Origin of the sequence: Acidihalobacter sp., assembly GCF_037381185.1 — a bacterium.
GTDB lineage: Bacteria > Pseudomonadota > Gammaproteobacteria > DSM-5130 > Acidihalobacteraceae > Acidihalobacter_A.
On the sequence record NZ_JARRQY010000015.1, the window covers coordinates 1 to 19,902 of the forward strand.

24 protein-coding genes, 1 tRNA gene and 2 pseudogenes are annotated in these 19,902 nt (G+C 63.4%); 14 read left to right on the plus strand and 13 right to left on the minus strand.

The features are described 5' to 3' along the window. Positions 1–287, minus strand: a pseudogene (locus P8014_RS07015) (transposase); the annotation flags it as partial. A 169-nt stretch (positions 288–456) separates the two neighbouring features. Between P8014_RS07015 and P8014_RS07020 the strand changes: the two are divergent. The 5 genes from P8014_RS07020 to mutM all read left to right on the plus strand — a co-directional run bounded on the left by P8014_RS07020 (position 457) and on the right by mutM (position 4,485). Beyond that, complete coding sequence (locus P8014_RS07020) at positions 457–726, plus strand: phosphopantetheine-binding protein (RefSeq protein ID WP_337816601.1); 270 nt, start codon at positions 457–459, stop codon at positions 724–726. 14 nt (positions 727–740) lie between these two features. Further along, on the plus strand, positions 741–1,388 hold the full coding sequence (locus tag P8014_RS07025) for a hypothetical protein (RefSeq protein ID WP_337816602.1): 648 nt from the start codon (positions 741–743) through the stop codon (positions 1,386–1,388). Beyond that, complete coding sequence (locus tag P8014_RS07030; RefSeq protein WP_337816603.1) at positions 1,378–2,715, plus strand: AMP-binding protein; 1,338 nt, start codon at positions 1,378–1,380, stop codon at positions 2,713–2,715. Before P8014_RS07025 ends, P8014_RS07030 begins: the two co-directional genes overlap by 11 nt. A gap of 65 nt (positions 2,716–2,780) precedes the next feature. Next, the gene (locus tag P8014_RS07035) at positions 2,781–3,665 is read left to right on the plus strand and encodes a DMT family transporter (protein ID WP_337816604.1); all 885 of its coding nucleotides are present in this window, start codon (positions 2,781–2,783) and stop codon (positions 3,663–3,665) included. 4 nt (positions 3,666–3,669) lie between these two features. After that, complete coding sequence (mutM, locus tag P8014_RS07040; protein WP_337816605.1) at positions 3,670–4,485, plus strand: bifunctional DNA-formamidopyrimidine glycosylase/DNA-(apurinic or apyrimidinic site) lyase; 816 nt, start codon at positions 3,670–3,672, stop codon at positions 4,483–4,485. A 19-nt stretch (positions 4,486–4,504) separates the two neighbouring features. Here the strand turns inward: mutM and P8014_RS07045 are convergent, their stop codons facing one another. The 6 genes and pseudogenes from P8014_RS07045 to P8014_RS07070 all read right to left on the minus strand — a co-directional run bounded on the left by P8014_RS07045 (position 4,505) and on the right by P8014_RS07070 (position 8,995). Next, entirely contained in the window at positions 4,505–4,756 is a 252-nt protein-coding gene (locus P8014_RS07045; protein ID WP_337816606.1) for a YfhL family 4Fe-4S dicluster ferredoxin, read from the minus strand. A gap of 38 nt (positions 4,757–4,794) precedes the next feature. Next, positions 4,795–5,274, minus strand: coding sequence for a pantetheine-phosphate adenylyltransferase (gene coaD, locus P8014_RS07050; RefSeq protein ID WP_337816607.1), 480 nt, complete (start codon positions 5,272–5,274; stop codon positions 4,795–4,797). A gap of 72 nt (positions 5,275–5,346) precedes the next feature. After that, positions 5,347–6,741, minus strand: coding sequence for an EAL domain-containing protein (locus P8014_RS07055; RefSeq protein ID WP_337816608.1), 1,395 nt, complete (start codon positions 6,739–6,741; stop codon positions 5,347–5,349). Between the two features lie 30 nt (positions 6,742–6,771). Continuing rightward, positions 6,772–8,454 carry a GAF domain-containing protein gene (locus P8014_RS07060; protein WP_337816609.1) on the minus strand — a complete coding sequence of 561 codons (1,683 nt, stop codon included), beginning with the start codon at positions 8,452–8,454 and terminating at the stop codon, positions 6,772–6,774. Positions 8,455–8,671: 217 nt separating this feature from the next. Then, a pseudogene (locus P8014_RS07065) lies at positions 8,672–8,851 on the minus strand (Lrp/AsnC ligand binding domain-containing protein); the annotation flags it as partial. Positions 8,852–8,863: 12 nt separating this feature from the next. Continuing rightward, complete coding sequence (locus P8014_RS07070) at positions 8,864–8,995, minus strand: hypothetical protein (protein ID WP_337816610.1); 132 nt, start codon at positions 8,993–8,995, stop codon at positions 8,864–8,866. A 50-nt stretch (positions 8,996–9,045) separates the two neighbouring features. Here P8014_RS07070 and P8014_RS07075 point away from each other — a divergent pair, with 50 nt between their 5' ends. From P8014_RS07075 to P8014_RS07105, 7 genes are all read left to right on the plus strand, one after another. Then, entirely contained in the window at positions 9,046–9,183 is a 138-nt protein-coding gene (locus tag P8014_RS07075; protein WP_337816611.1) for a hypothetical protein, read from the plus strand. Between the two features lie 103 nt (positions 9,184–9,286). Further along, a complete protein-coding gene (locus P8014_RS07080) occupies positions 9,287–9,424 on the plus strand; it encodes a hypothetical protein (protein ID WP_337816612.1) in 138 nt (45 codons plus the stop codon). 466 nt (positions 9,425–9,890) lie between these two features. After that, positions 9,891–10,799 carry a DUF2726 domain-containing protein gene (locus P8014_RS07085; RefSeq protein WP_337816613.1) on the plus strand — a complete coding sequence of 303 codons (909 nt, stop codon included), beginning with the start codon at positions 9,891–9,893 and terminating at the stop codon, positions 10,797–10,799. Between the two features lie 199 nt (positions 10,800–10,998). Then, entirely contained in the window at positions 10,999–11,952 is a 954-nt protein-coding gene (locus P8014_RS07090) for a hypothetical protein (RefSeq protein WP_337816614.1), read from the plus strand. Then, on the plus strand, positions 11,949–12,320 hold the full coding sequence (locus P8014_RS07095) for a hypothetical protein (RefSeq protein WP_337816615.1): 372 nt from the start codon (positions 11,949–11,951) through the stop codon (positions 12,318–12,320). Before P8014_RS07090 ends, P8014_RS07095 begins: the two co-directional genes overlap by 4 nt. A 437-nt stretch (positions 12,321–12,757) precedes the next feature. Then, complete coding sequence (locus P8014_RS07100; protein WP_337816616.1) at positions 12,758–13,096, plus strand: type II toxin-antitoxin system RelE/ParE family toxin; 339 nt, start codon at positions 12,758–12,760, stop codon at positions 13,094–13,096. Continuing rightward, a complete protein-coding gene (locus P8014_RS07105) occupies positions 13,093–13,374 on the plus strand; it encodes a helix-turn-helix domain-containing protein (protein WP_337816617.1) in 282 nt (93 codons plus the stop codon). The genes P8014_RS07100 and P8014_RS07105 overlap by 4 nt, the downstream gene beginning before the upstream one ends. A gap of 443 nt (positions 13,375–13,817) precedes the next feature. Here the strand turns inward: P8014_RS07105 and P8014_RS07110 are convergent. From P8014_RS07110 to P8014_RS07130, 5 genes are all read right to left on the minus strand, one after another. Further along, positions 13,818–13,893 (minus strand) — tRNA-Phe (locus tag P8014_RS07110). A gap of 36 nt (positions 13,894–13,929) precedes the next feature. Beyond that, positions 13,930–14,205, minus strand: a complete 276-nt coding sequence (locus tag P8014_RS07115) for an oxidative damage protection protein (protein WP_337816618.1) — start codon at positions 14,203–14,205, stop codon at positions 13,930–13,932. Between the two features lie 10 nt (positions 14,206–14,215). After that, positions 14,216–15,289, minus strand: a complete 1,074-nt coding sequence (mutY, locus tag P8014_RS07120; protein ID WP_337816619.1) for an A/G-specific adenine glycosylase — start codon at positions 15,287–15,289, stop codon at positions 14,216–14,218. Beyond that, positions 15,286–15,879 carry an SRPBCC family protein gene (locus P8014_RS07125; RefSeq protein ID WP_337816620.1) on the minus strand — a complete coding sequence of 198 codons (594 nt, stop codon included), beginning with the start codon at positions 15,877–15,879 and terminating at the stop codon, positions 15,286–15,288. The genes mutY and P8014_RS07125 overlap by 4 nt, the downstream gene beginning before the upstream one ends. A gap of 7 nt (positions 15,880–15,886) precedes the next feature. After that, complete coding sequence (locus P8014_RS07130) at positions 15,887–17,761, minus strand: AsmA family protein (protein WP_337816621.1); 1,875 nt, start codon at positions 17,759–17,761, stop codon at positions 15,887–15,889. 129 nt (positions 17,762–17,890) lie between these two features. On the opposite strand from P8014_RS07130, the gene P8014_RS07135 reads away from it, so the two are divergent. Both P8014_RS07135 and P8014_RS07140 read left to right on the plus strand, forming a co-directional pair. After that, on the plus strand, positions 17,891–18,976 hold the full coding sequence (locus tag P8014_RS07135; protein ID WP_337816622.1) for a DUF2333 family protein: 1,086 nt from the start codon (positions 17,891–17,893) through the stop codon (positions 18,974–18,976). Positions 18,977–18,980: 4 nt separating this feature from the next. After that, positions 18,981–19,439, plus strand: a complete 459-nt coding sequence (locus P8014_RS07140) for a hypothetical protein (RefSeq protein WP_337816623.1) — start codon at positions 18,981–18,983, stop codon at positions 19,437–19,439. 30 nt (positions 19,440–19,469) lie between these two features. Here P8014_RS07140 and P8014_RS07145 read toward each other — a convergent pair whose 3' ends face one another. Further along, a complete protein-coding gene (locus P8014_RS07145; protein WP_337816624.1) occupies positions 19,470–19,874 on the minus strand; it encodes a glutathione S-transferase N-terminal domain-containing protein in 405 nt (134 codons plus the stop codon). Positions 19,875–19,902 lie beyond the last annotated feature (28 nt).

Here is a 19,902-nt window from a genome sequence, read left to right on the forward strand (position 1 = left end):
CAGGACGATCCCTTGGCGAAGAACGTTGCCGCTTCGCGTAAAAAATTGCGTTCCTTCTTCACCCGAACCAACTCGCGCTTGAGCGCAGCCAGCTCCTGGTCACAGGTTATGCCGGAGCCTCCAAACGCCTGACCGGATGCCTTATCGGCCTCACGCTTCCACCGACTTAGCGGGTTCGGGTTCATGCCGATCTCCAAGGCGATCTGGCGGCAACTCACACCGGATTGGCGGGTCAGGGCCACCGCTTCACGCTTGAACTCCGGGCTGAACTTCCTTCTCTTGGACATAGACACTCCTTCGGCACAGTGTGCACTCTTTCAAAAGAGTCCGCGGTATCGGGGTAGATACCCCCACAGCAAGGTCCTCAAAGCGGACGCTATGCTAACATTCGCCGCGTCGTGCGCTGCACCGCCAGTGGGCCCCGATAAAGAACCTGTTGTCGCTCAGAGGAATAACATGGCAGAGATGTCCGGGCTGGAGCGTGAAGTCGCCGCTCTCATCGTCGACTCGCTCAATCTTGAAGATGTCAGCGTCGAGGAAATCGACCCCGAACAGCCGCTGTTTCGCGACGGCCTGGGCCTGGACTCCATCGACGCGCTGGAACTCGCGCTGGCAATCTCGAAGCGCTACGGCTTCCAGCTCAAGTCGGACGACAGCCAGAACCAGCAGATATTCGCCTCCCTGCGCGCCCTCTCCCAGCACATCGAGCAGAACCGGCGCGACTGACGCGAGTACACTCGATGCGACTCTGGCCGTTGCTGCTGGTTGCCTACGCACTCACTGCGCATCTCAGCGTCACCTATGACTATCCGCTTCCCGCGGCCCTGCTGCTGACGACCCTGCTCGCGTTGAGCTTGCTGCAGGCACTGCGCACGCGCGATACCGGCAGCCTGCTGTTCTTGGGCATCTACGGGCTCGCCACGCTGGCGATGTTCGAATTCGCCGGCCTCTACGGCATGCTCTTCCTGCCCCCGGTCGCCATCAACCTTGCCGCCGCGATGTTCTTCGGCCGCACGCTGCTGCCTGGACGGACCGACCTGATCACCCGCATCGCCCTGCACGTACGCGCCGCCCCTTCCGAACGCGCACTGCGCTATACCCGCCGCGTCAGCTGGTCGTGGATGTGGTTCTGCCTGATCATGGCGCTGCTGTCGGCCGTGCTGGCGGTGGACGCTCCACTGGAAGTCTGGTCACTGTTCGCCAATTTCCTCAACTATGTGCTGTTGGCGTTGTTTTTCCTGGCCGAAGTGGCACTGCGCCGCGTTGTGCTGCGCGACGAACCCGAATCAGGCCTGCGCGACACCCTGCGTGCCATGCGCCAAATGGATTTGCGGCGAGTGTTCATGGAGCCCATTGACACAACCAAACGTCATGTCAATGACCCCTGACGCAGACAGTCTGCCCCTGCTCGCCGCTGCCGATTCCGATTCGCCGCTGGCCTGGTACAAGGGCCGCCTCATTGGCCGCCGCGAATATCTCGGCCACGTGGCCCGAACCGCGGCCCGCCTCCCCGAACGCGGCTACGCCGTGAACCTGTGCGCCGACCGTTACCATTTCATGGTGGCGCTCTCCGCGCTGCAACTGCGCGGACAGGTGTGTCTGCTGCCGCCCAGCCATGCCCCGCAGGTGATCGACGAGATCGCCACCGATTACGACGCCTATTGCCTGAGCGACCATTCAAGCGACATCGTCTGCCCGGAACAGCACCGCCTCGACCTGTCCGACATCGCTCCGCCGGAGGCCGACGACGAGCGTCCCCTTGTGCCGTCAGCGCAGGCCGGCATCGTCCTATTCACCTCGGGTAGCAGCGGCAAGGCCCAGCCCAGCCCAAAGAGCTGGCAGCGGCTCGCCGCCGGCGCTCGGCTCGACATGCGGCGCTTCGGTCTGGACGAACAGCGCCATCAGCTGGTCGCCACGGTCCCGCCACAGCATATGTTCGGCCTGGAGTTCAGCATTCTCCAGCCACTGCTCGGCCCCTGCGTAGTGCACAGCGGTCGCCCCTTCTACCCCGAGGACGTCCGCGGCGCGCTGACCGAGATGCAGGAGCCGCGCGTACTGCTGACCACGCCACTACACCTGCACGCCTGCGCCGAAGCGGAGCTGCAGTGGCCCGAAACAGCCTTTATCATCAGCTCCACCACCCACCTGGAGCCCGCGCTCGCGGCCCGTACCGAAGACGTCTTCGGCTGCCCGGTCTACGAAGTCTACGGCAGCAGCGAGACCGGCGCGGTCGCCAGCCGGCGCCCCGCCCGCGAAACCTCATGGAACGTCCTGGATGGCATCACCGTCGATACCGTGGCGGACGAACTGCTGCGCGTGGACGGACCGCAACTGGAGGCCCCGCACGTCATGGGCGATTACGTCACCCTGCATCAGGACGGGCGCTTCGAACTGCGCGGACGCAAGAGCGAGTTGGTCAACATCGCCGGCAAGCGAATCGACCTGGGCGACCTCAACAGTCGTCTGCAGGGCATAGAAGGCGTGGAAGACGGTGTCTTCCTGGTGCCCGACGAAGATCATCGTCCGCGCTTGAGCGCGGTTGTCGTCGCTCCGAGCCTGAGCGAAGCGCAGATCCTCCAGGCACTCGCGCGCGCGCTGGACCCGGTGTTCCTGCCGCGCCCGCTGCTCAAGGTCGACGCGCTGCCGCGCAACGCCACCGGCAAGCTGCCGAGGCAGGCGCTGCTCGACCTCCTCGCCCAGCATAGAAACGCCTGAAACCCTGCTTGCGGCCGGCGTCCGCAGCCCGGATACTGCGGCATTCCCCTGCCCCGACCGACTTCATGCAGCGTAGCCCCACAGCCACCCGCGGCCTCCTCTTCGCTCTCAGCGCCGCCGCGCTCAACGGCAGCATCGGCGTGCTCAGCAAAAGCCTCATGGCCGCCGGCCTCGGCGCGGCCGCCATCGCTTTCTACAAAAGTCTCATCGGCGGCCTCGCGCTCGTAGCGTTCGTGCGCGGCGCAGGCACACCCAGCGCCTCGCTGCGCACCGCTGCGGTGTGCGCCCTGTTCGGCATCTTCGTGCTGTTCTTCTGCGAAACCCAGGCCTACCGCTACGAAATCGCCGCCAACGTGGTTCTCGCACTCATGGCCAGCGCCGCGCTCACGGCCCTGCTGCTCGGCTGGGTGCTGCTGGGCGACCGCCCCGGCCTCCACCACTGGTTCGCGCTTGCGCTGGGCTGCACCGGCCTCGCCGTATTGCTCGGCGTCGCCACGCCGGGAAGCTGGGTCGGCATTGGCTTCGCCGCGCTCGCCGGCGCCGGCTACGGGCTGTTTTCGGTACTCGCCAAACGCCTCCAACTGGGCGGCGGACTCGCCGTCACCCGGCGTCTGCTGCTGTTCGGTGCGCTTTATCTGAGCGTGCCGTACCTGGCCGACGGAGCTCCGCTGCCGCACCTGGATCCGGCCGGCTGGCTGCTGCTCGGAGGACTCGCGCTGCTGCCCTCGATCGGCGGTTTCTACTGCACCACGCAGGCCATCGTCCACGCGCCGCCCGCGCAGGTGCAGATGGTCGAGCTGAGCGAACCCCTGTTCGCCGCGCTGTTCGCCGCCATCTGGCTGCACGAGCGCCCCACCTACGCAACCTGGATAGGCGGCGCACTCATCCTGCTCGCCCTGCTGGTCATGCAGCGCGGCAGTACGCCGGCCGCCTGCACCGAGGAAGTCTGACTCCATGCCCGAATTGCCCGAAGTCGAGACCACGCGCCGAGGCATCGAGCCGTATCTTCTCGGCCACCGCGTGGAGCGCGTGGTGGTGCGCGACCCGCGGCTGCGCTGGCCGATACCCGCCGAACTGCCGGACACGCTGCGCGGACAATGCATCGAAGCCGTGGAACGCCGAGCCAAGTACCTGCTGCTGCGCACACGCGCCGGCACCGCGATCCTGCATCTGGGCATGTCCGGCAGCCTGCGGGTGTTGCCTGCGCAGACCCCTGCCGAACGCCACGATCACGTCGACATCGTGCTCGACAGCGGACTGACCCTGCGCCTGCGCGATCCGCGCCGCTTCGGCGCCGTGCTGTGGACGGGAGAGGACCCGCTGCGCCACCCGCTGCTGGCCAAACTCGGCCCCGAGCCGCTGACGGACGCCTTCGACGGCGAGCGTATCTACCGCCTCTCGCGTGGGCGGCGCGGGCCGGTGAAGAACTTCATCATGGACAACCACGTCGTCGTCGGGCTGGGCAACATCTACGCTAACGAAGCGCTGTTTCGCGCCCGCATCCATCCTTCACGGGCGGCCGGAAGAATCGCCAGGGAACGCTATGCGAAACTGGCCGAAACGGCCAAGACGGTACTCACCGAAGCCATCGCCGCCGGTGGCACCACGCTGCGCGACTTCACCCGCGAGGACGGCAATCCGGGCTACTTCCGCATCGAGCTGAAGGTCTACGGCCATGCCGGAGAACCCTGTCCGGAGTGCGGCGCGACGATCCGCCAGACGGTGATCGGACAGCGTTCGAGCTACTACTGCCCGCATTGCCAGCGCTGAATGCGCCGACCGGCGTACCTCAGCCCTGCGCCATCAGCACTTCGTACTTGTCCATCAGCTGCTCGCGCGTCTCCTCGTGCTCGGGATCCACTAAAATGCAGTCGACGGGGCAGACTTCCTTGCACTGCGGCGTGTCGTAGTGTCCCACGCATTCGGTGCACAGCTTGGGATCGATGACGTAGATCTCCTCGCCGGGGGAAATCGCCTCGTTCGGGCACTCCGGCTCGCACACGTCGCAGTTGATGCATTCGTCGGTGATGAAAAGGGCCATGTCTGACTCGAGAATAACTGAGTAAAGGAGTCTGGATTTTACCGCAGCCGGCTGCGCAGCGCAGCCTCTACGCCGGGCGCGACGAAGCCTGAAACGTCACCGCCCAGGCGGGCGATCTCACGCACCAGACTGGAGGAGATGAAGCCGTAGGCCTCGTCCGGCGTCAGGAAGATGCTCTCGACCTCGGGCGCAAGCTTGCGGTTCATACTGGAGAGCTGGAACTCATGCTCGAAATCCGACACCGCGCGCAGCCCGCGCAAGATCAGGTTGGCTCCCTGTTCACGCGCAAATTCCACCAGAAGGCCGCGAAATCCCACCACTTCGACACCTGGCAGATCCTTCAACACCTCGCGCGCCATCGCCACGCGCTCATCCAGGTTGAAGGTCGTGCCCTTGGCCGGATTCTCCGCCACCGCCACCACCAGACGGTCGAACAGCCGGCAGCCACGTCGCACCAGATCGGTATGGCCATTGGTGATCGGATCGAACGTACCCGGATAGACGACGCTGAGTTTCATGGAATCCATTCCCTCCCGAAAGGAGCGGGAAAGATTGCCGTAAAGCCCGCCAAAGGGCAAATGTCCCCGCCGCTATCCGGTGCGCGGCGCCCCCACACCCAACAGGTATTGCTCGAAATCGTCGGCAGGCAAGGGTTTCGAAAACAGGTAACCCTGACCGTAGTCACACCCGATATCCGCCAGCCGGCGCCGCTGCACCTCGGTCTCCACGCCTTCGGCCACGACCTGGAGACCGAGCTTGTGGGCCATGCTCACGATGGCCTCGGACAGCGCCAGATCATGGGAATCGTGCTCCAGATTGTGGACGAACGACCGGTCGATCTTCAGGTAGTCGATGTCGAAACGCTTGAGGTAGGACAACGCCGAATAGCCGGTACCGAAATCGTCGATGGCGACCTGAATGCCCGCATCGCGAAAGGCCAGCAGCTTGTCGGTCACGGTCGGCAGGGCGTTGAGCAGCAGTCCCTCGGTGATCTCGACGCTGATGCAGCTCTCGCTGACGCCAAGCGTCTGCAAATGACCCAGCCAATCCGAGACCAACGGGGTGTCGCTATGGAACTGCACCGGCGACATGTTCACCGATACCTGCAGATCGTGGCTACCCAGTCCCGCCCAACGCTTGGCCCAGCGGGCCGCTTCGCGGAACACCCAATCGCCGATCGACAGAATCAGGCCGGTTTCCTCAGCCAGCGGAATGAATTCCTGTGGGTCGATGATGCCCAGTTCGGGATGTTCCCAGCGCAGCAATGCCTCGGCCTTTACCACCCGCCCGCCGACCAACTCGAGGATCGGCTGGAAATAAACGGAGAACTGCCGCTCCTGCAGCGCACCGCGCAGGTCGTTGACCAGGCGCAGGCGGTATCGCGCGGACTCCTGTAGCGCCGGCGTGAAGTAGCTCAGGCGGTTACGCCCCGCGTTCTTGGCCGCGTACATGGCCTGGTCCGCATTGCGCAGCAACTGCTCGATATCGGCCGAATCCTGCGGATACAAGGTGATGCCAATGCTGGCCGTCACGTAAGCAAAGTCGGTCTCGAACACATAGGGTTCGGCCAGCGCCGCGATGACCTGAAGGGCGACGCGCTCGACATCGCTGGTGTCGGCGAGTTGGGTCAGGATCACCGTGAACTCGTCGCCGCCAAGGCGCGCCACGGTATCGGACTCGCGGACGCAGCGGCTGATGCGCGCCGCCGCCTCGACCAGCAAGCGGTCGCCAATCTGATGCCCCAGCGTGTCGTTCACCTCCTTGAAGCGGTCCAGATCGATGAACAGCAGCGCCAGCAGCGACCGTTCGCGATGGGACTTGCGCAGTTCCTGCTCCAGGCGGTCATGAAACATGTAGCGGTTGGGCAGGTCGGTCAGGAAGTCGAAGTTGGCCTGGCGCCAGATCAGCTCGTCAGAGCGCACCTTGTCGGTAATGTCCGAACTCAGCGCTACATAGCGCAGCACCTCGCCGTTGGAGTCGCGCACCGTGTTCAGCGTGAGCCACTCGGGAAAGATTTAGCCGTTTTTGCGCCGATTCCATATCTGCCCCTGCCAGAAGCCGGTCTTATTCACATCCTCCCACAGCTCGCGGTAAAACTCCTCGCCGTGTCTGCCCGAGCGCAGAAAGGCGGGATCCTTGCCGCGAATTTCATCGATCTCGTTTCCCGTGACCCGGGTGAACGCCGGATTGATGGCGACCACGCGATTCTGCGCATCCGTGACCAGCATCGCCTCGCTGCTGCCGCGGTAGATCAGCGAGGCCAGGTTGCGCTCCTCCTCGGCACGATGGCGCTCCAGCGCGATGCCGACCAGGTTCGCCGCATCCTCGATAAGCGCGATCTGCTGCGCGTCGGGCTTTGCCGGATGGCGGTAATAGATGGCGAAAGTACCAAGCACCAGACCGGCCGCCGAGCGGATGGGCTCCGACCAGGACGCCGCCAGACCCGCCCTGGCGGCGAGCACTCGGAAGGACTCCGGCCAGAACGGATGCGTGGCGATTTCCTCGGCTACGGTGCGCTCACCGGTATAGGCCGCCGTGCCGCAGGACCCGACGCCGGGGCCGATCTCCAGCCCGTTCACCCCCTCGTTGTAATAGGCCGGCAGGCTTGGCGCCGCACCGGTCTTCAGGTGTCTTCGCTCCTCGTCAAGCACCAGGATCGAACACACCATCGCCGAATCGGTCGCCTCTACGCTGTGAATGACCTCGTTCATGACATTCTGCAGCTCCGCCCCCCTGGCTACGGCCTCCAGCGCACGGCGGCGCATGCGATCGCGCACCTCGGCCTGCTTGCGCAGCGTGATGTCCTCGATCAGCACAACCAGATAGGCCAGGCTGCCGTCGGCATTGCGCACGCCGCGAGCGGCCAGATAGACGTTCACCACGCCGCCGTCCTTGCGCAGGAACCGTTTCTCGAAATTGAATTCGTTGATCTCGCCGCGCAGCAGGCGCCCGAATATCTCTCCGTTGTCGGCAAGATCGTCCGGATGCGTGATCTCAGCCCAGGTGCGCGCCATGAGTTCCTCGCGCGTGTAGCCGAGCATCCCGCACAGGGCGTCATTCACCTCCATCCAGCTCTTGTCGGGCAGGGTCGCCGCCATGCCCACCATCGAACGCTCGAAATAGGCGCGAAAGTGCCGCTCGCTGGTCTGCAGCGCCTCCAGCGCTTCGCGGCGCTGACGCTCGCGGTCGAAATTATCCAGCGCGAAACCGATGTCGCCGCACATTTCCTCGAACAGGGTGACGGTCTGGACATCGAAGAAATCCTCGGCCGTATGGTAGACGCCGAGCACGGCATACGACCTTCCGCCGCGTGTGATCGGAAACGCCCCCCCGCTGTTCCAACCGAAGCGCTGCTCCTGTTCGCGCCACGAATCGGTGATCGGGCTGCGCATGTAGTGATTGACATAAACCGCGTGATTCTCGCGGAAGGCGGTGGCGGAGGGTCCGCGTCCTTCGGGTAGATCTTCCCGGATGGAGATACGTATGCCATCGAGATACTCGATGCCGCTGCCGTAGGACTCCACAGGAACGATGAGGTCCGTGTCCGCCCCGTGAACACCGACCCAGGCCATACGCGCGCCGCCGAACTTGACCGCCACCCGGCAGATCAGCGGAAACAACTCCGCCTCGTCGCTCATACGGACAATGGCCTGGTTGACCTCGCTAAGCGCCTTGTAGATCTGGGTCAGGCGCTGCAAGTCATTCTGAGACTCAAGATCAGGACCGTTCACTTGCCCGGCCAAATTGGTTCCCCCTCAATCGCACCGTAGGACGGCGCGCACAGACAGTTTCCCTGTTTTGCCTGTATGTGCAAGTCGGGCGTGCACTCCGGGGCTGCCAAGTATCCGCCCGAAGCGTCTGTTACGGTTCAGAGAGACGCTTCGTGCCGCATCAGACTGGGGCCTGGCCCGCCCGTCAGTCGTCCCCTGGCGCCCCGGCGGCCGGCACCGCCAGCGAATGGAACCTCTCGCCCATCGCCACGAACGTACGGAAGCGCCGTACATTCGCGTCCTCGAAGAACAACCGCCGCGTCATGGCCTCGAAATGATTCATGCCCCGGGCCAGTACCACAAGCACGCAATCCCCCTCGCCGGTGACGTAGTAGCACTACTGCACCAGCGGCTCCTTCATCGCCTTGCTCCGAAACGCGTCGACCCGATCAGCGCGCTCGCGCTCCAGTTCGACGATGACGATGAACGTCATACCCAAGCCGACCGCCGCGGGGTCGATCTCGATCACGTCGCGCAGGAGGTACTGGCTTTCATCACGGAAGAACCGGAGGTGGCGACGTGAACGACAGACTGCTTTCCGACAGCGAGCTTACAGCGCTGGTCCGGCTGCTCCATTGGCTGCACCAACACCCGGAAACCGGATTCGAGGTCGGCAAGGCGGCGGCCCCGGTGACCGGAATCGACGGATATTCATAAGACCTTGACCGCAACTACGCCGTCGGCCGCGCCGACGGCGTGTCACGCAGCACCTACCGCACGCTGTAACACGCCACCGAGACAGGCCTCGCCGCCGCCCGGCATGATGCTGACGCTGGAACCGAACCTGACGCTCGCGCCTGATCGAAGCATGGTGCACGAGGAAAACATCGTCCTCCACGAGGACGGCGCGCATCTGCTGAGCCGGCGTGCCCCGCCTAAGCTGCCGGAGATCATCTAGGATCTGTTCACACTTTCGAGCAATCGGAGGAACATCTGGTCACCCGCATCAGTCCGGACTCCATACGCGAAGCTCTGCTGCGAGTGGGAAAGCCCGCCGCCGGCGACGGGACCTTCGCTTCCTGCACCAACCTGCGCACGCTCGTCGTCCTGCAGGCCGACGAAGACGCACAATCCCCGCGCTTTCCAACAACCAGGCGCTGGCGTGGCACATCCTGCGCTTGGCCGGCGTGCCCGCCCCACGGTCGGGAGTGGGTACACTCATGGCAGGCCAAGGCAACGCGCACACCGACCACAGACGCCCTCGACACGGGTTTCCGGGCTTTGCGAAATCAGCTTGCACCAACGGCTTCCGTTTACTATCAACATGCAACGGAACCCGAACCACCCACGAACACAAGCAACAATGGCGGGTAGAGTCCCTGACAAACCATTGAAACAACCATATAGCCACATAAGGGACGAATATGCTTTGGGTATTGCTGTTATCGGCGGTTATCCTGGTGGCGGTTGCCGTGTTAACCGGCCTCAAAGGCAAACGTCCCGGCGGCAAGGGTGACGACCATCCCTACACGCAAACCTCCGCCTTGTTCACACCGGCGGAGCGCTCCTTTCTCGGCGTACTCGATCAAGCGGTGGGCGAGCAGTACCGCATTTTCGGCAAGGTCCGCGTCGCAGACGTCATCCAACCTCGAAAGGGCCTGGACAAAGGCAAGCGCCAGGAAGCGTTCAACAGGATTCGGTCGAAACACTTCGACTTTCTGCTCTGCGCCAAAAGCGACCTGTCGATACTGTGCGCCATCGAACTCGACGACAAATCGCACAAGCAGCGCAAACGTCAGGAGCGCGACCGTTTCCTGATCAATGCCTGCCGCGCTGCGGGCGTGCCTCTCCTGCAGGTCCCCGCACAGCACGGCTACACAGTCCACGAGTTGAGGACCCGGATTTACGATTCCCTGGAAAGCGTAACTCTGAAAGGATCGGAACAGCAGCCCAAAGCAAGCGCGAAGGAGCCGACCGTAGTAGGTTTTCCCACAGATCCAGATTTTGGGGTCACGGCTGCCTCGTCGGAACCCGACCCATCCGTATCGGAACTGCAATTCGGCGGCATTCTCGGCATGTCTGCGATCGCTGCAACCGACAAGCTATCGCAACTTGAGCCCACCCCCAGGCCCAGCGCACCAAAGACCGATAAGGGTTCCGAAGCATCACCGGCTCGATCCGCGGCAGCACCGACCTGTCCGAAGTACGGATCTCCGATGGTGCGACGCCGTGTTAAGAGTGGAAGCAGGGCGGGTTTGGTGTTCTGGGGTTGCAGTACGTATCCAAAGTGCCGTGGGGCGCTGCGCGAAAGTTCCGGCAAGTCGCCAGCGTAGCCATTTATTCAGCGTGTCCTCAGAGAATAAGTTCTATATCCAGCTCCGAAGTTCATTTGCAAGATCGCACCAGAGCTTATTTCCATTTACTTCATATGATTTTTATAGCCTCCAGTTTTCTGTTGTCTCCTGAGGCTTGACCATAAGGACGACTATCATCCTGCCCCGCCAGCCTACGCAGGTTGACACGCTACAGCGCATGCTGGATCTGCCACCCGGCTGCGTTCACGGACTTAGCCCAACGCCGCCAAACACTTTGTGGCCCAATGCCGCGTACATGCTGGGTGAAAGCAAAACAAACCATGACCGCCTTGTCCTGGGGCTGCTGTCCCAACAGCCTGCAAACCAGACGCTTGGTGAACTCTCTCTGACATACGGAAGCGAAAACACCCGCGCACTAGCGCAGTTGACGGACAGGATGAGGGGCTGGGAACCGTATGGAGTGGCTGGCGTAGGGGCAACCGCAGATGTCTATGCCAGACGCATGGAAAACTTGAAGAAGGCGGTTGAGGCGTACCAACACGCGTCCGTAGAGTATCACCGCATCTCACGATCGAGAGCGACGTCTGGTATCGCCAAGGGAGCGGCCCAGATGCGCTTGAGCGAGGCCAAGGCCAATCTGAACCGACGCTTCCGAATCGAACTCAACACGATCAAGTCGCGCTTACCAAAACGCCAGCGACGCACGCTGCGTGCCAATGATGAACGCATGTTTGAACGCATCCGGCGCACAGGTCGGATGTCCCGACTCGATTTTGGGTCCAGTGTCGAGGGCACCGATCTGGTTCGTTTCGCGCGACACGCAAAGTTCCTTGGAAACGGACTAGCGGTCATCGACTTTGGAAGTCGCGTCGGGGATATTTATGCGGGCTACAAAGAAGGTGGCAACTGGGAAAGAGAGATGTTCATTCAATCGAGTGGCTTTGCATTGAGTGTAGGCGTAGGCATCGCGGTGACGGACGCTGGGATGGGCGCCCTAGGAGCCTTGGGAGTTGCTGTCGCGGCGACCCCTCTGGGCTGGGTTCTTCTGGTCGTAGGTGGGCTTGCGGTGGCAGGTGTGGCCGCGGCAAGTTCTGTCGGCATGGACCGGCTGGCCGGGCAGCATGCCGGCAGCGTCTATGACATGATCATGCGTTGGCTGTCCAGTTTATGAGCAACGACGACATAACGAACCTGTTCGGGCTTTCCTTGCTCGCGCTGTTCGTCGCAATGATCCTGTGGGTCGTATTCGGTCAGGTCACCGTCAGGCGCTTACGCAAGAACGTCGAAACCAAGGGTCAGCTGGGTTTCGAATACATCAGCGGGGGTGACATTGTGAATGTCGCGCAGACCCTGGCTTGGCCACGGCGGCTTGCCCGGCTAAGCAGCAAAGGTAAAGTAAGCCTGCTGCCCGACGTCGACCTGCTCTACAGGCACACAACCACACTGGACCGCATTATTGCACGGCTGTTTTATTGGTCGCTCATAACCGCCGTCGTGGGAGCATTCGCCTGCATGTTCCTCTGGTGGCTGATTTCCTGACAGCAGGCACTCAGAGGGCAGCTGACCCTATCACTCCATCCCCAGCAGCAATCAGACCAATCAAGAGCAAAACCCGCGACCTCGCTCTCTTATTGGTCTTACGTCACTCCAACAGCTAATGAATTGCTAACTGAAGCAAAATTAGCAATTGATAGTCTGTGGAGATACCTCTAACGCCACCAAGCTTTGAATCATTGTTTTCAAAGTTATCTGCGGACGATGCGGCGACTCCTGACCTCAAACTGAACTATAAATGGTGCAATTGGTAAAGCCTGGCGACCTATTATGGCTCGGGCGCCGAGCATGGCGGCCCTGGACCGCAGGTCCCTGCGGTCAGGGTCGAGCGCCGACCGAGGCGCAGGAAGCGGGTCTAGCACCATTCGTGATCTGCCTCATCGATGGGCTGACATCTATATAAAATTTTGTATAATCCTTCAATGAAGACGTCCAAGCCCGTCGAATTTCGAGGCAGCGCACTGGACGACCTGCGGGCCTTCCCTCCTGATGCGAAGCGAGAGGCCGGCCACCAGCTCGATCAGGTACAAAACGGGCGAGACCCTGACGACTGGAAACCGATGCCCTCGATCGGAAGAGGGGTTCGGGAGATTCGCATCCGCGATGCAGCCGGTGCGTTCCGGGTAGTCTACGTCGCCAAGCTGGCCGATGCCGTATACGTGTTGCATTGCTTCCAGAAGAAGACGCAGAAGACGGCCAAGGACGACGTGGACCTGGCGGGGCGGCGGTATCGCGATCTGTTGAAGGAGTTAGGACGATGAACAACGAACGTTATGCCAGCGTGTGGGATGCCCTTGAGGATACCCCCGAGGCGGCCGAGAACATGAAGCTGCGCTCGGCGCTCATGATGGCGCTGAAGAAGCACATTGAAGCCGCCGGGCTCAGTCAGGCGCAGGCCGCCAAGCTGTTTGGCGTCACTCAGCCGCGTGTGTCCGACCTCATGCGCGGCAAGATCAACCTGTTCGGTCTCGATGCGCTGGTCAACATGGTCACAGCGGCCGGCATGCATGTCGAACTGCGAATAAAAGACGCGGCGTGACGGCAATAACCCCCGGGGAGTAGTTTCCGCTGCGAGAACCAAGATGTCCGAAAAACAGCCCGGCGCCATTCAAATGCTTTTCAGACTGGCGACCTTTGGTTGGCTCGCTTTCGCATAGGACGCATATCTGCAAATGGCTTTGCCCGGTTCAGTTCTGGCGTTGTTCGCGGGGGTAAGCTTCGTATACGCGGCCCGCATATCAGCACCCGAGAAAGATTTACCCCGGCTGTTTGGATGGAACGATGATCCGGTCACTCATGCGTTTATGCGGATGCCGGTCTATGCGTCCTTCTTTATCAGCCCGATCACCAAGCATAGTGTAGCCCGGCAGGACATAATAGATATGTGCGTCTAGCCCCAGCATAACTGGCACTTAACTGGTACGAATAGAGGGACTTGAGACAGAAAAGGCGGCATTTAGCCGCCTAATCCTTTGAATCTGATGGTGGCCAGGGACAGAATCGAACTGCCGACACGGGGATTTTCAGTCCCCTGCTCTACCAACTGAGCTACCTGGCCGAAGGATGCGAATTAAACCGGGGCGAGCGCCCTTCGTCAACCCCCCTGGGGCGGAACGTAGCCTTCCGGCTTGGCCGCATCGCCGCCGAAGAGGAACTTTTCCATCTCCTCTTCGAGGAACTGGCGCGCCTTGGGATCGATCGGGCTCAGACGGTACTCGTTGATCAGCATGGTCTGGTGGCGCACCCACGACTGCCAGGCTTCCTTGGAGATCTGCTGCCAGATCCGCTTGCCCAGCTCGCCCGGGTAGGGCGGGCGGTCAAGGCCTTCGGCTTCCTTACCCAGATAAGCACACTGCACCATTCTCGTCATTGCTTCACTCCTAGGAAAACGGTTGCGGCCGGTCCGACGCTTCGGGCAGGGACTCGACCAACTGGGCCACGGGAGCCGCGATTCCCCCGGGCGGCGACAGACCGGGTTTATACCAGACCCTGGCCTGCTCTTTCACCCCGTCGGCGGGAGGGCTTTGACACACGGCGCGCAGCGGACGGATGTTGAGGCGGAAGTGGCTGAAGGTGTGCGCAAGCGGCTCCATGGATTCCCAAACGGCGTCCTCTCCGGCCTCGACACGCAACCATGCATCGGCCTCCTCGCGCGTCGCCGCCTCCGGCAGGCTCCACAGTCCACCCCAGATCCCCGTCGGCGGCCGCCGCTCCAGCAGCACCCGGCCTTCTCCGTCGAGCAGCAGCAGGAACCAGGTTTCGCGCTCGGGCAAGGCCCGCCGCGGGCGCGGCGCCGGCAGCTCGCGCTGGCGGCCGTCGCGCAGCGCAACGCAACCCTCGGCCAAGGGGCAGCGCTCGCAGGCCGGGCGAGCGCGTGTACACAGCGTCGCCCCCAGGTCCATCATCGCCTGGGTATAGGGGCCGGCATCGCCCTCCGGCGTATGTGACTCGGCCAACGTCCATAGTCGGCGCAGCACGTCGGTCGACCCCGCCCAGCCCTCGACGCCGTGGTAGCGGCACAGTACACGCTTGACGTTGCCGTCGAGGATGGGCTGCACTTGGCCGCAAGCCAGCGACAGGATGGCGCCGGCCGTCGAGCGACCGATACCCGGCAGAGCGCACAGCGCCTCCAGATCCTGCGGCAGTTCGCCAGCGTGTTCCTCGGCGACCGCATGCGCCGCCTTGTGCAGATTGCGGGCGCGGGCGTAGTAGCCGAGGCCGGACCAGTGCTGCAGCACGTCGTCCAGCGGTGCGGCGGCGAGTTCCGGCAGGCTCGGGAAACGCGCCATGAAACGCTCGAAGTAGGGGATCACGGTGGCGACCTGGGTCTGCTGCAGCATGATCTCCGACACCCACACGCGGTAGGCGGTGGGTTCGTGCTGCCAGGGCAGGTCCTTGCGTCCGTACTCGCGCCACCACTCCAGCACACAATGGCTGAACGCGTCGCGGCTCACCGTGCGCCCTGCGTCGACGGCCGGTTGAACAGAACGGGTTTGCGGCTGCGAGCCTGCGCCTCGAGATGGCGCACGCCCTGTATGAGCTGGCTGCGCACCTTGCGCTCGACCAGGTACGGGCCCAGCAGCGGCGGTAGCCACAACGCCGGCTTGAGGCGCGCATCGAAGCTCACCAGCGTGTAGCGGCCATCGGCCTTGTACGACCAATCCATGTCACCCGCGCTGAAGTCACTCTGCGCCGGCACGGTCACCGCCCGGTAGGCACCCGGCCCGGTGCGCGTGACGTCGATGACGTTGGTCAGCGAGGTACACATGAACCACACGCAGCCGCGCACCTGCGTGCGAACGCGCTGGGCACCCGGTGCAGCGCCGACGATGCGCTGCGACTCGGTCACGATGGGCACCAGACGGGCCAGCGCATCGTAGTCGTTGAGCAACCGATCGACACGCTGCATGGGCGCCTTCACCAGCGCCCGCAGCTCGACATGCAGGCCGTTACCGTAGTGCACGTGCAGCACGCGAAAATCCACGGCCTGTGCCGACGGCGCTGCCAGGCACAAAGCCAGGATGCTCAGACAGCGCCGCTGCATTCGATGCTCAGAACAAGCCCTTGAGGCTCTTCGGCAGGTTCTTCTGCAGATCCTGCTCGAGCTTCTCGCGCTGCTTGTCCAGTTCCTTCTGGACCTGCGCCTTGGCCGCCTCGCGCGCGACGCTGGCCAGATCGACGTTGTAGCTCAGGGAATCGAAGGGCCCCTTGATCTGCAGCGGAATGACAGCGCCCTTGCCCTGCGCCTTGGCGAAACTCAGCACGTAGTCGACCTGGCGCTTGACCAAATCGGCGGTGCCGCTGCCGGTGGCCTTGAACTTGACCGCGTTGAGCAGCAGGTCGCGGTTGTCGATCACGCCGGACCGGACCTGTGCGGTAGCGGTCAGCGAAGCGAAACGGTTGTCCTTCCATTCGCCGGGCTTGGTCTGCTGCAGCGCGGCCATGAGCGTCTGGATGCGGTCGGCGAGCTGCGAGCGCTGGAACGCGCCGTCGGTGACTGCAAAGGCCAGTTGGCCGGCCAGGGCGCGCGTCAGCGCGTTGACCGTCTCGCCAGAGGTGCCCAGCTTGGCGCTCATCTTGGCCACGCCGGTCATATAGGCGTCGCCGGCATAGTCCTTGAGCAGATCGCCGAGCTGCACCTGCTGCAGGTTGGCGTCCACCGCGTACTGCGGGCGGGCGCCACGTACGTTGAGCGAGGCGTTGGCCTTGAAGCCGCCGCCGTACAGCGAGGCGGACACCGGCGCCAGCTGCAGCAGGCCGTTGCGGGCCTTCAGCACCGCCTGCACGGCGCTCAGCTTGAGCTTCTGCGCCACCAGATGAGCGACGCTGATCTCGCCGTCGACGTGCAGCTTGCGCAACGCCGCCACCGGCAGCGGAATCGGGGTGTTGCCGTTCATCGCCGGCTTGGCGGAGGCCTTGCCGCCGGCGGCCGGCGCCTTGCCGGACTCGGCCGCGCCACCCATGGTCGCCAGCAGGTGATCCAGGTTCAGCGAGGGCGAGTGCAGCTTGAACTGGATCGCCGGATTGGCGAACCCGCTCAGGCTCAGCGAACCATCGGCCTGGGTATCGTTGACGCTGACCTTGAACGGGGCAAACCGGATCTGCCCACCCTTGGCCTCGCTGACGGCCAGATCGCCGCTCAAGGCGGCCTTCAGCTCGCCCTGGGGCAGACTGTCGCCCTTGGCGTCGGCCTTGAACACGATGTTCTTCAGGGCATAGCTGCCCTTTTCAAGATCGGCGCTGAGCTGGGCGGTCATCGTCGCGTCCACACCCACCGCGGGCTTGGCGTTCTCGACGTGGAAACTGAGCTTGAGCGGCGCCGACTGCCCCGGCGCGAGTCGGCCCACGCTGAGATCCAGCGGCGCCAGCACCACGTGGCTACCGTCGACACGATCGGTCCAGGACACGCGCGCCTTGCGTATCTCCACGCCGGCCACGGCCAGCGCGAAGGGCGCGCCGGCAGCCGCCGCGGCCGGGCTGGACTCGGCCTTCTGCGACACGCTGCCGGCCGCCTTGCCGCCAGCCGCACCGCCCAGCCCAGACCAGTTGGCCACGCCCTTGGCGTTGCGTTCCAGCGCCAGATCGAGCCCGTCGATCACTACCTTGTCGACCACCAGACGACGCTGCAGCAGCGGCAACAGCTCGACGTAGAGGCTGGCCTGGCCGATCCGAGCAAAAGGCTGTTCGCCAAAACCCGGCGGATTGCTCAGGCTGACGTCATTGAGACGCAGGCCGAGGCGCGGATAGATCGCCAGATGCATGTCTCCGGCTAAGGTGAGGGTTCGGCCTGTCTTGGCCTTGACCATCTCCTCGATGCGCCCCTTGTAGGAGTTCGGATCGAAGGTCGCCACGAAAACGGCGACACCACCGACCACCAGCAGCACCAGGACTCCGAAAACCAGCAGCAGTCGTTTCAGCCATTTCATCACGCGGCTCCAGTAAATGGTCGATCAGGTGTGTATGGTAGCCTGCCTGCGCGCCCTGCGCAGCCGGCTGAGCCCCCACATGGAATATTGGGTACACTGGCCGTAAACATAATGGGGGAAACACCAGCCATGAACGCACGTCCCATCGAGGTCATGCGCCGTTTTCTTGGGGACGCTTCAAACCTCGGACGCCGCCTGCTGGGCGCCTACCACCCGCGCAGGTTCGCCGAACGCGGCCCTTGGCGCGCACTGCTGCTGATTCTTATCACGTTGACGGTGCTGCTGTTCGCCCTGGGCTGGTACTGGAGCCGCGAACCCGCACAGTTCGACGTGCAGGCCAACGCGCTGAAGATGGCCGGCGGCGACAAGTCCAAGCTGGTGACCGGCTACGTCACCACCGCCACGCTGATCCGCGTGGCGCAGACCCTGCTCGACAAACCTGGCGGCTACATCAGCAACGACATCGCTCCGCCCGGCGTGTTCATGGACAACATGCCGAACTGGGAATACGGCGTGCTGACCCAGATCCGCGACCTGGCGCTGGCCATGCGCAACGACTTCAGCCGCTCGCAGTCGCAGTCGGCCGGCGACCGCGACCTGGACGACGCGCAGACGCAGTTCAACTTTCCGAACAACTCCTGGATGTTCCCCTCCTCGGAGCGTGAGTACGGCAAGGGCATCCGCGACCTGCAGCGCTATCTGGCCCGCCTGAGCAATCCCCAGCAGCCGGACGCCCAGTTCTACGCCCGCGCCGACAATCTGAACGCCTACCTCGGCCTGGTCGACAAACGCCTCGGCGCCATCGCGCAGCGCCTCGCCGCCAGCGTCGGCGAACAGCGCATCGACACTTCGCTGGCCGGCGACAGCGCCGCCCGCCAGGCCACTCCACGCGCCGCAATCCAGATTGCCAAAACGCCGTGGCTCAAGATCGACGACGTGTTCTACGAATCGCGCGGTTCGGCCTGGGCGCTGATCGAGTTCCTCAAGGCCCTGCAGATCGACTTCCACGACGTACTCGCCAAGAAGAACGCGCTGGTCAGCATGCAGCAGACCATCAACTATCTGCAGGGCACGCAGCAGCCGATCTGGAGTCCGATCATACTCAACGGCAGTGGTTTCGGCCTGTTGCCCAACTATTCGCTGGTCATGGCATCATACATCTCGCGCGCCGAGGCCGCCCTGATCGACCTGCGCAGCCTGCTCTCCCAGGGATAAGGCAATGCGTGGAAAAGAGTCTTCGACCTTCCGCCGCCTTCCGCACGTCCTGTGCATCGACGAAGGCAACAGCGACCGTTCGCAGATGGCCGAAGGCTACCTGCGGACGCTGGCCGGCGAATTCGTCGAGACGCGGTCCGCGGGCCTGCGCAACCAGCCGCTCAGCCGCATGACCGTGCAGGTCATGCAGGAGGACGGCGTCGACATCCGCCGGCAAAGCGAAAAACTGCTGTCGCGCGAACTGCTGCTGTGGGCGGACATCATCATCGTCATCAGCGGCCCGACGGAAACGCTGCATGCGCCGATTCCCAACAGCGCGGTGGAAAAGCGCTGGCTCATTTCCCCGCCCATAGACAGCGACGACGACTCCTCCACACCGTTCAGGCGCACCCGCGACGAGGTCAAGCGCCGCGTACAGCAATTCGTCAATGCCTTGAAACTGTCCCGACTGAGCACTTCATAAGAGAGCGAGGCGCTCGACGCCGGCTATCGGTCAGTGCTGCGCCCCGGCCGCACCGAAACGCTCCTGCAGATAGGCGATGATGTCGTCGGATTCGTACATCCAGCGCACGCTGCCGTCCGCTTCGGCGATACGCAGGCACGGCACCTTGATCTCGCCACCGCCCTGCAGCAGTTCCTCGCGCCGCGCAACGTCACGCTGTGTGTCGCGCAGCTCGATCGGCAGCGACAGGCGCGTGATAGCGCGCCGCGTCTTGATGCAGAACGGGCAGGCCTGATAGTGGTACAGAGCCAGGCTCCCGACCGCCTCGTTGACCCGCGCCTGCTCCTCGGCGGAGTGCTCGATGCCGGCCGGCGTGGTCAAACGGTCGCCCAGCACCATCAGCGGCGACAGGACGACTCGAACGGTTCTGAAGAAAAGCCGGATCAAGGGTTTCATGCTGGCTGGAGCCTGTTTGCGGGGATTG

Excerpts from the sequence above, each read along its gene's own strand:
- coaD (WP_337816607.1), bottom strand. The coding sequence starts at position 5,274 with ATGAAACTCAGCGTCGTCTATCCGGGTACGTTCGATCCGATCACCAAT.
- P8014_RS07085 (WP_337816613.1), top strand. The coding sequence starts at position 9,891 with ATGCTTTGGGTATTGCTGTTATCGGCGGTTATCCTGGTGGCGGTTGCC.
- P8014_RS07135 (WP_337816622.1), top strand. The coding sequence starts at position 17,891 with ATGAACGCACGTCCCATCGAGGTCATGCGCCGTTTTCTTGGGGACGCT.
- P8014_RS07095 (WP_337816615.1), top strand. The coding sequence starts at position 11,949 with ATGAGCAACGACGACATAACGAACCTGTTCGGGCTTTCCTTGCTCGCG.
- P8014_RS07045 (WP_337816606.1), bottom strand. The coding sequence starts at position 4,756 with ATGGCCCTTTTCATCACCGACGAATGCATCAACTGCGACGTGTGCGAG.
- P8014_RS07125 (WP_337816620.1), bottom strand. The coding sequence starts at position 15,879 with ATGCAGCGGCGCTGTCTGAGCATCCTGGCTTTGTGCCTGGCAGCGCCG.
- P8014_RS07020 (WP_337816601.1), top strand. The coding sequence starts at position 457 with ATGGCAGAGATGTCCGGGCTGGAGCGTGAAGTCGCCGCTCTCATCGTC.
- P8014_RS07145 (WP_337816624.1), bottom strand. The coding sequence starts at position 19,874 with ATGAAACCCTTGATCCGGCTTTTCTTCAGAACCGTTCGAGTCGTCCTG.
- P8014_RS07105 (WP_337816617.1), top strand. The coding sequence starts at position 13,093 with ATGAACAACGAACGTTATGCCAGCGTGTGGGATGCCCTTGAGGATACC.
- P8014_RS07030 (WP_337816603.1), top strand. The coding sequence starts at position 1,378 with ATGACCCCTGACGCAGACAGTCTGCCCCTGCTCGCCGCTGCCGATTCC.
- mutM (WP_337816605.1), top strand. The coding sequence starts at position 3,670 with ATGCCCGAATTGCCCGAAGTCGAGACCACGCGCCGAGGCATCGAGCCG.
- P8014_RS07025 (WP_337816602.1), top strand. The coding sequence starts at position 741 with ATGCGACTCTGGCCGTTGCTGCTGGTTGCCTACGCACTCACTGCGCAT.
- P8014_RS07100 (WP_337816616.1), top strand. The coding sequence starts at position 12,758 with ATGAAGACGTCCAAGCCCGTCGAATTTCGAGGCAGCGCACTGGACGAC.
- P8014_RS07080 (WP_337816612.1), top strand. The coding sequence starts at position 9,287 with ATGATGCTGACGCTGGAACCGAACCTGACGCTCGCGCCTGATCGAAGC.
- P8014_RS07090 (WP_337816614.1), top strand. The coding sequence starts at position 10,999 with ATGCTGGATCTGCCACCCGGCTGCGTTCACGGACTTAGCCCAACGCCG.
- P8014_RS07130 (WP_337816621.1), bottom strand. The coding sequence starts at position 17,761 with ATGAAATGGCTGAAACGACTGCTGCTGGTTTTCGGAGTCCTGGTGCTG.
- P8014_RS07035 (WP_337816604.1), top strand. The coding sequence starts at position 2,781 with ATGCAGCGTAGCCCCACAGCCACCCGCGGCCTCCTCTTCGCTCTCAGC.
- P8014_RS07140 (WP_337816623.1), top strand. The coding sequence starts at position 18,981 with ATGCGTGGAAAAGAGTCTTCGACCTTCCGCCGCCTTCCGCACGTCCTG.
- P8014_RS07115 (WP_337816618.1), bottom strand. The coding sequence starts at position 14,205 with ATGACGAGAATGGTGCAGTGTGCTTATCTGGGTAAGGAAGCCGAAGGC.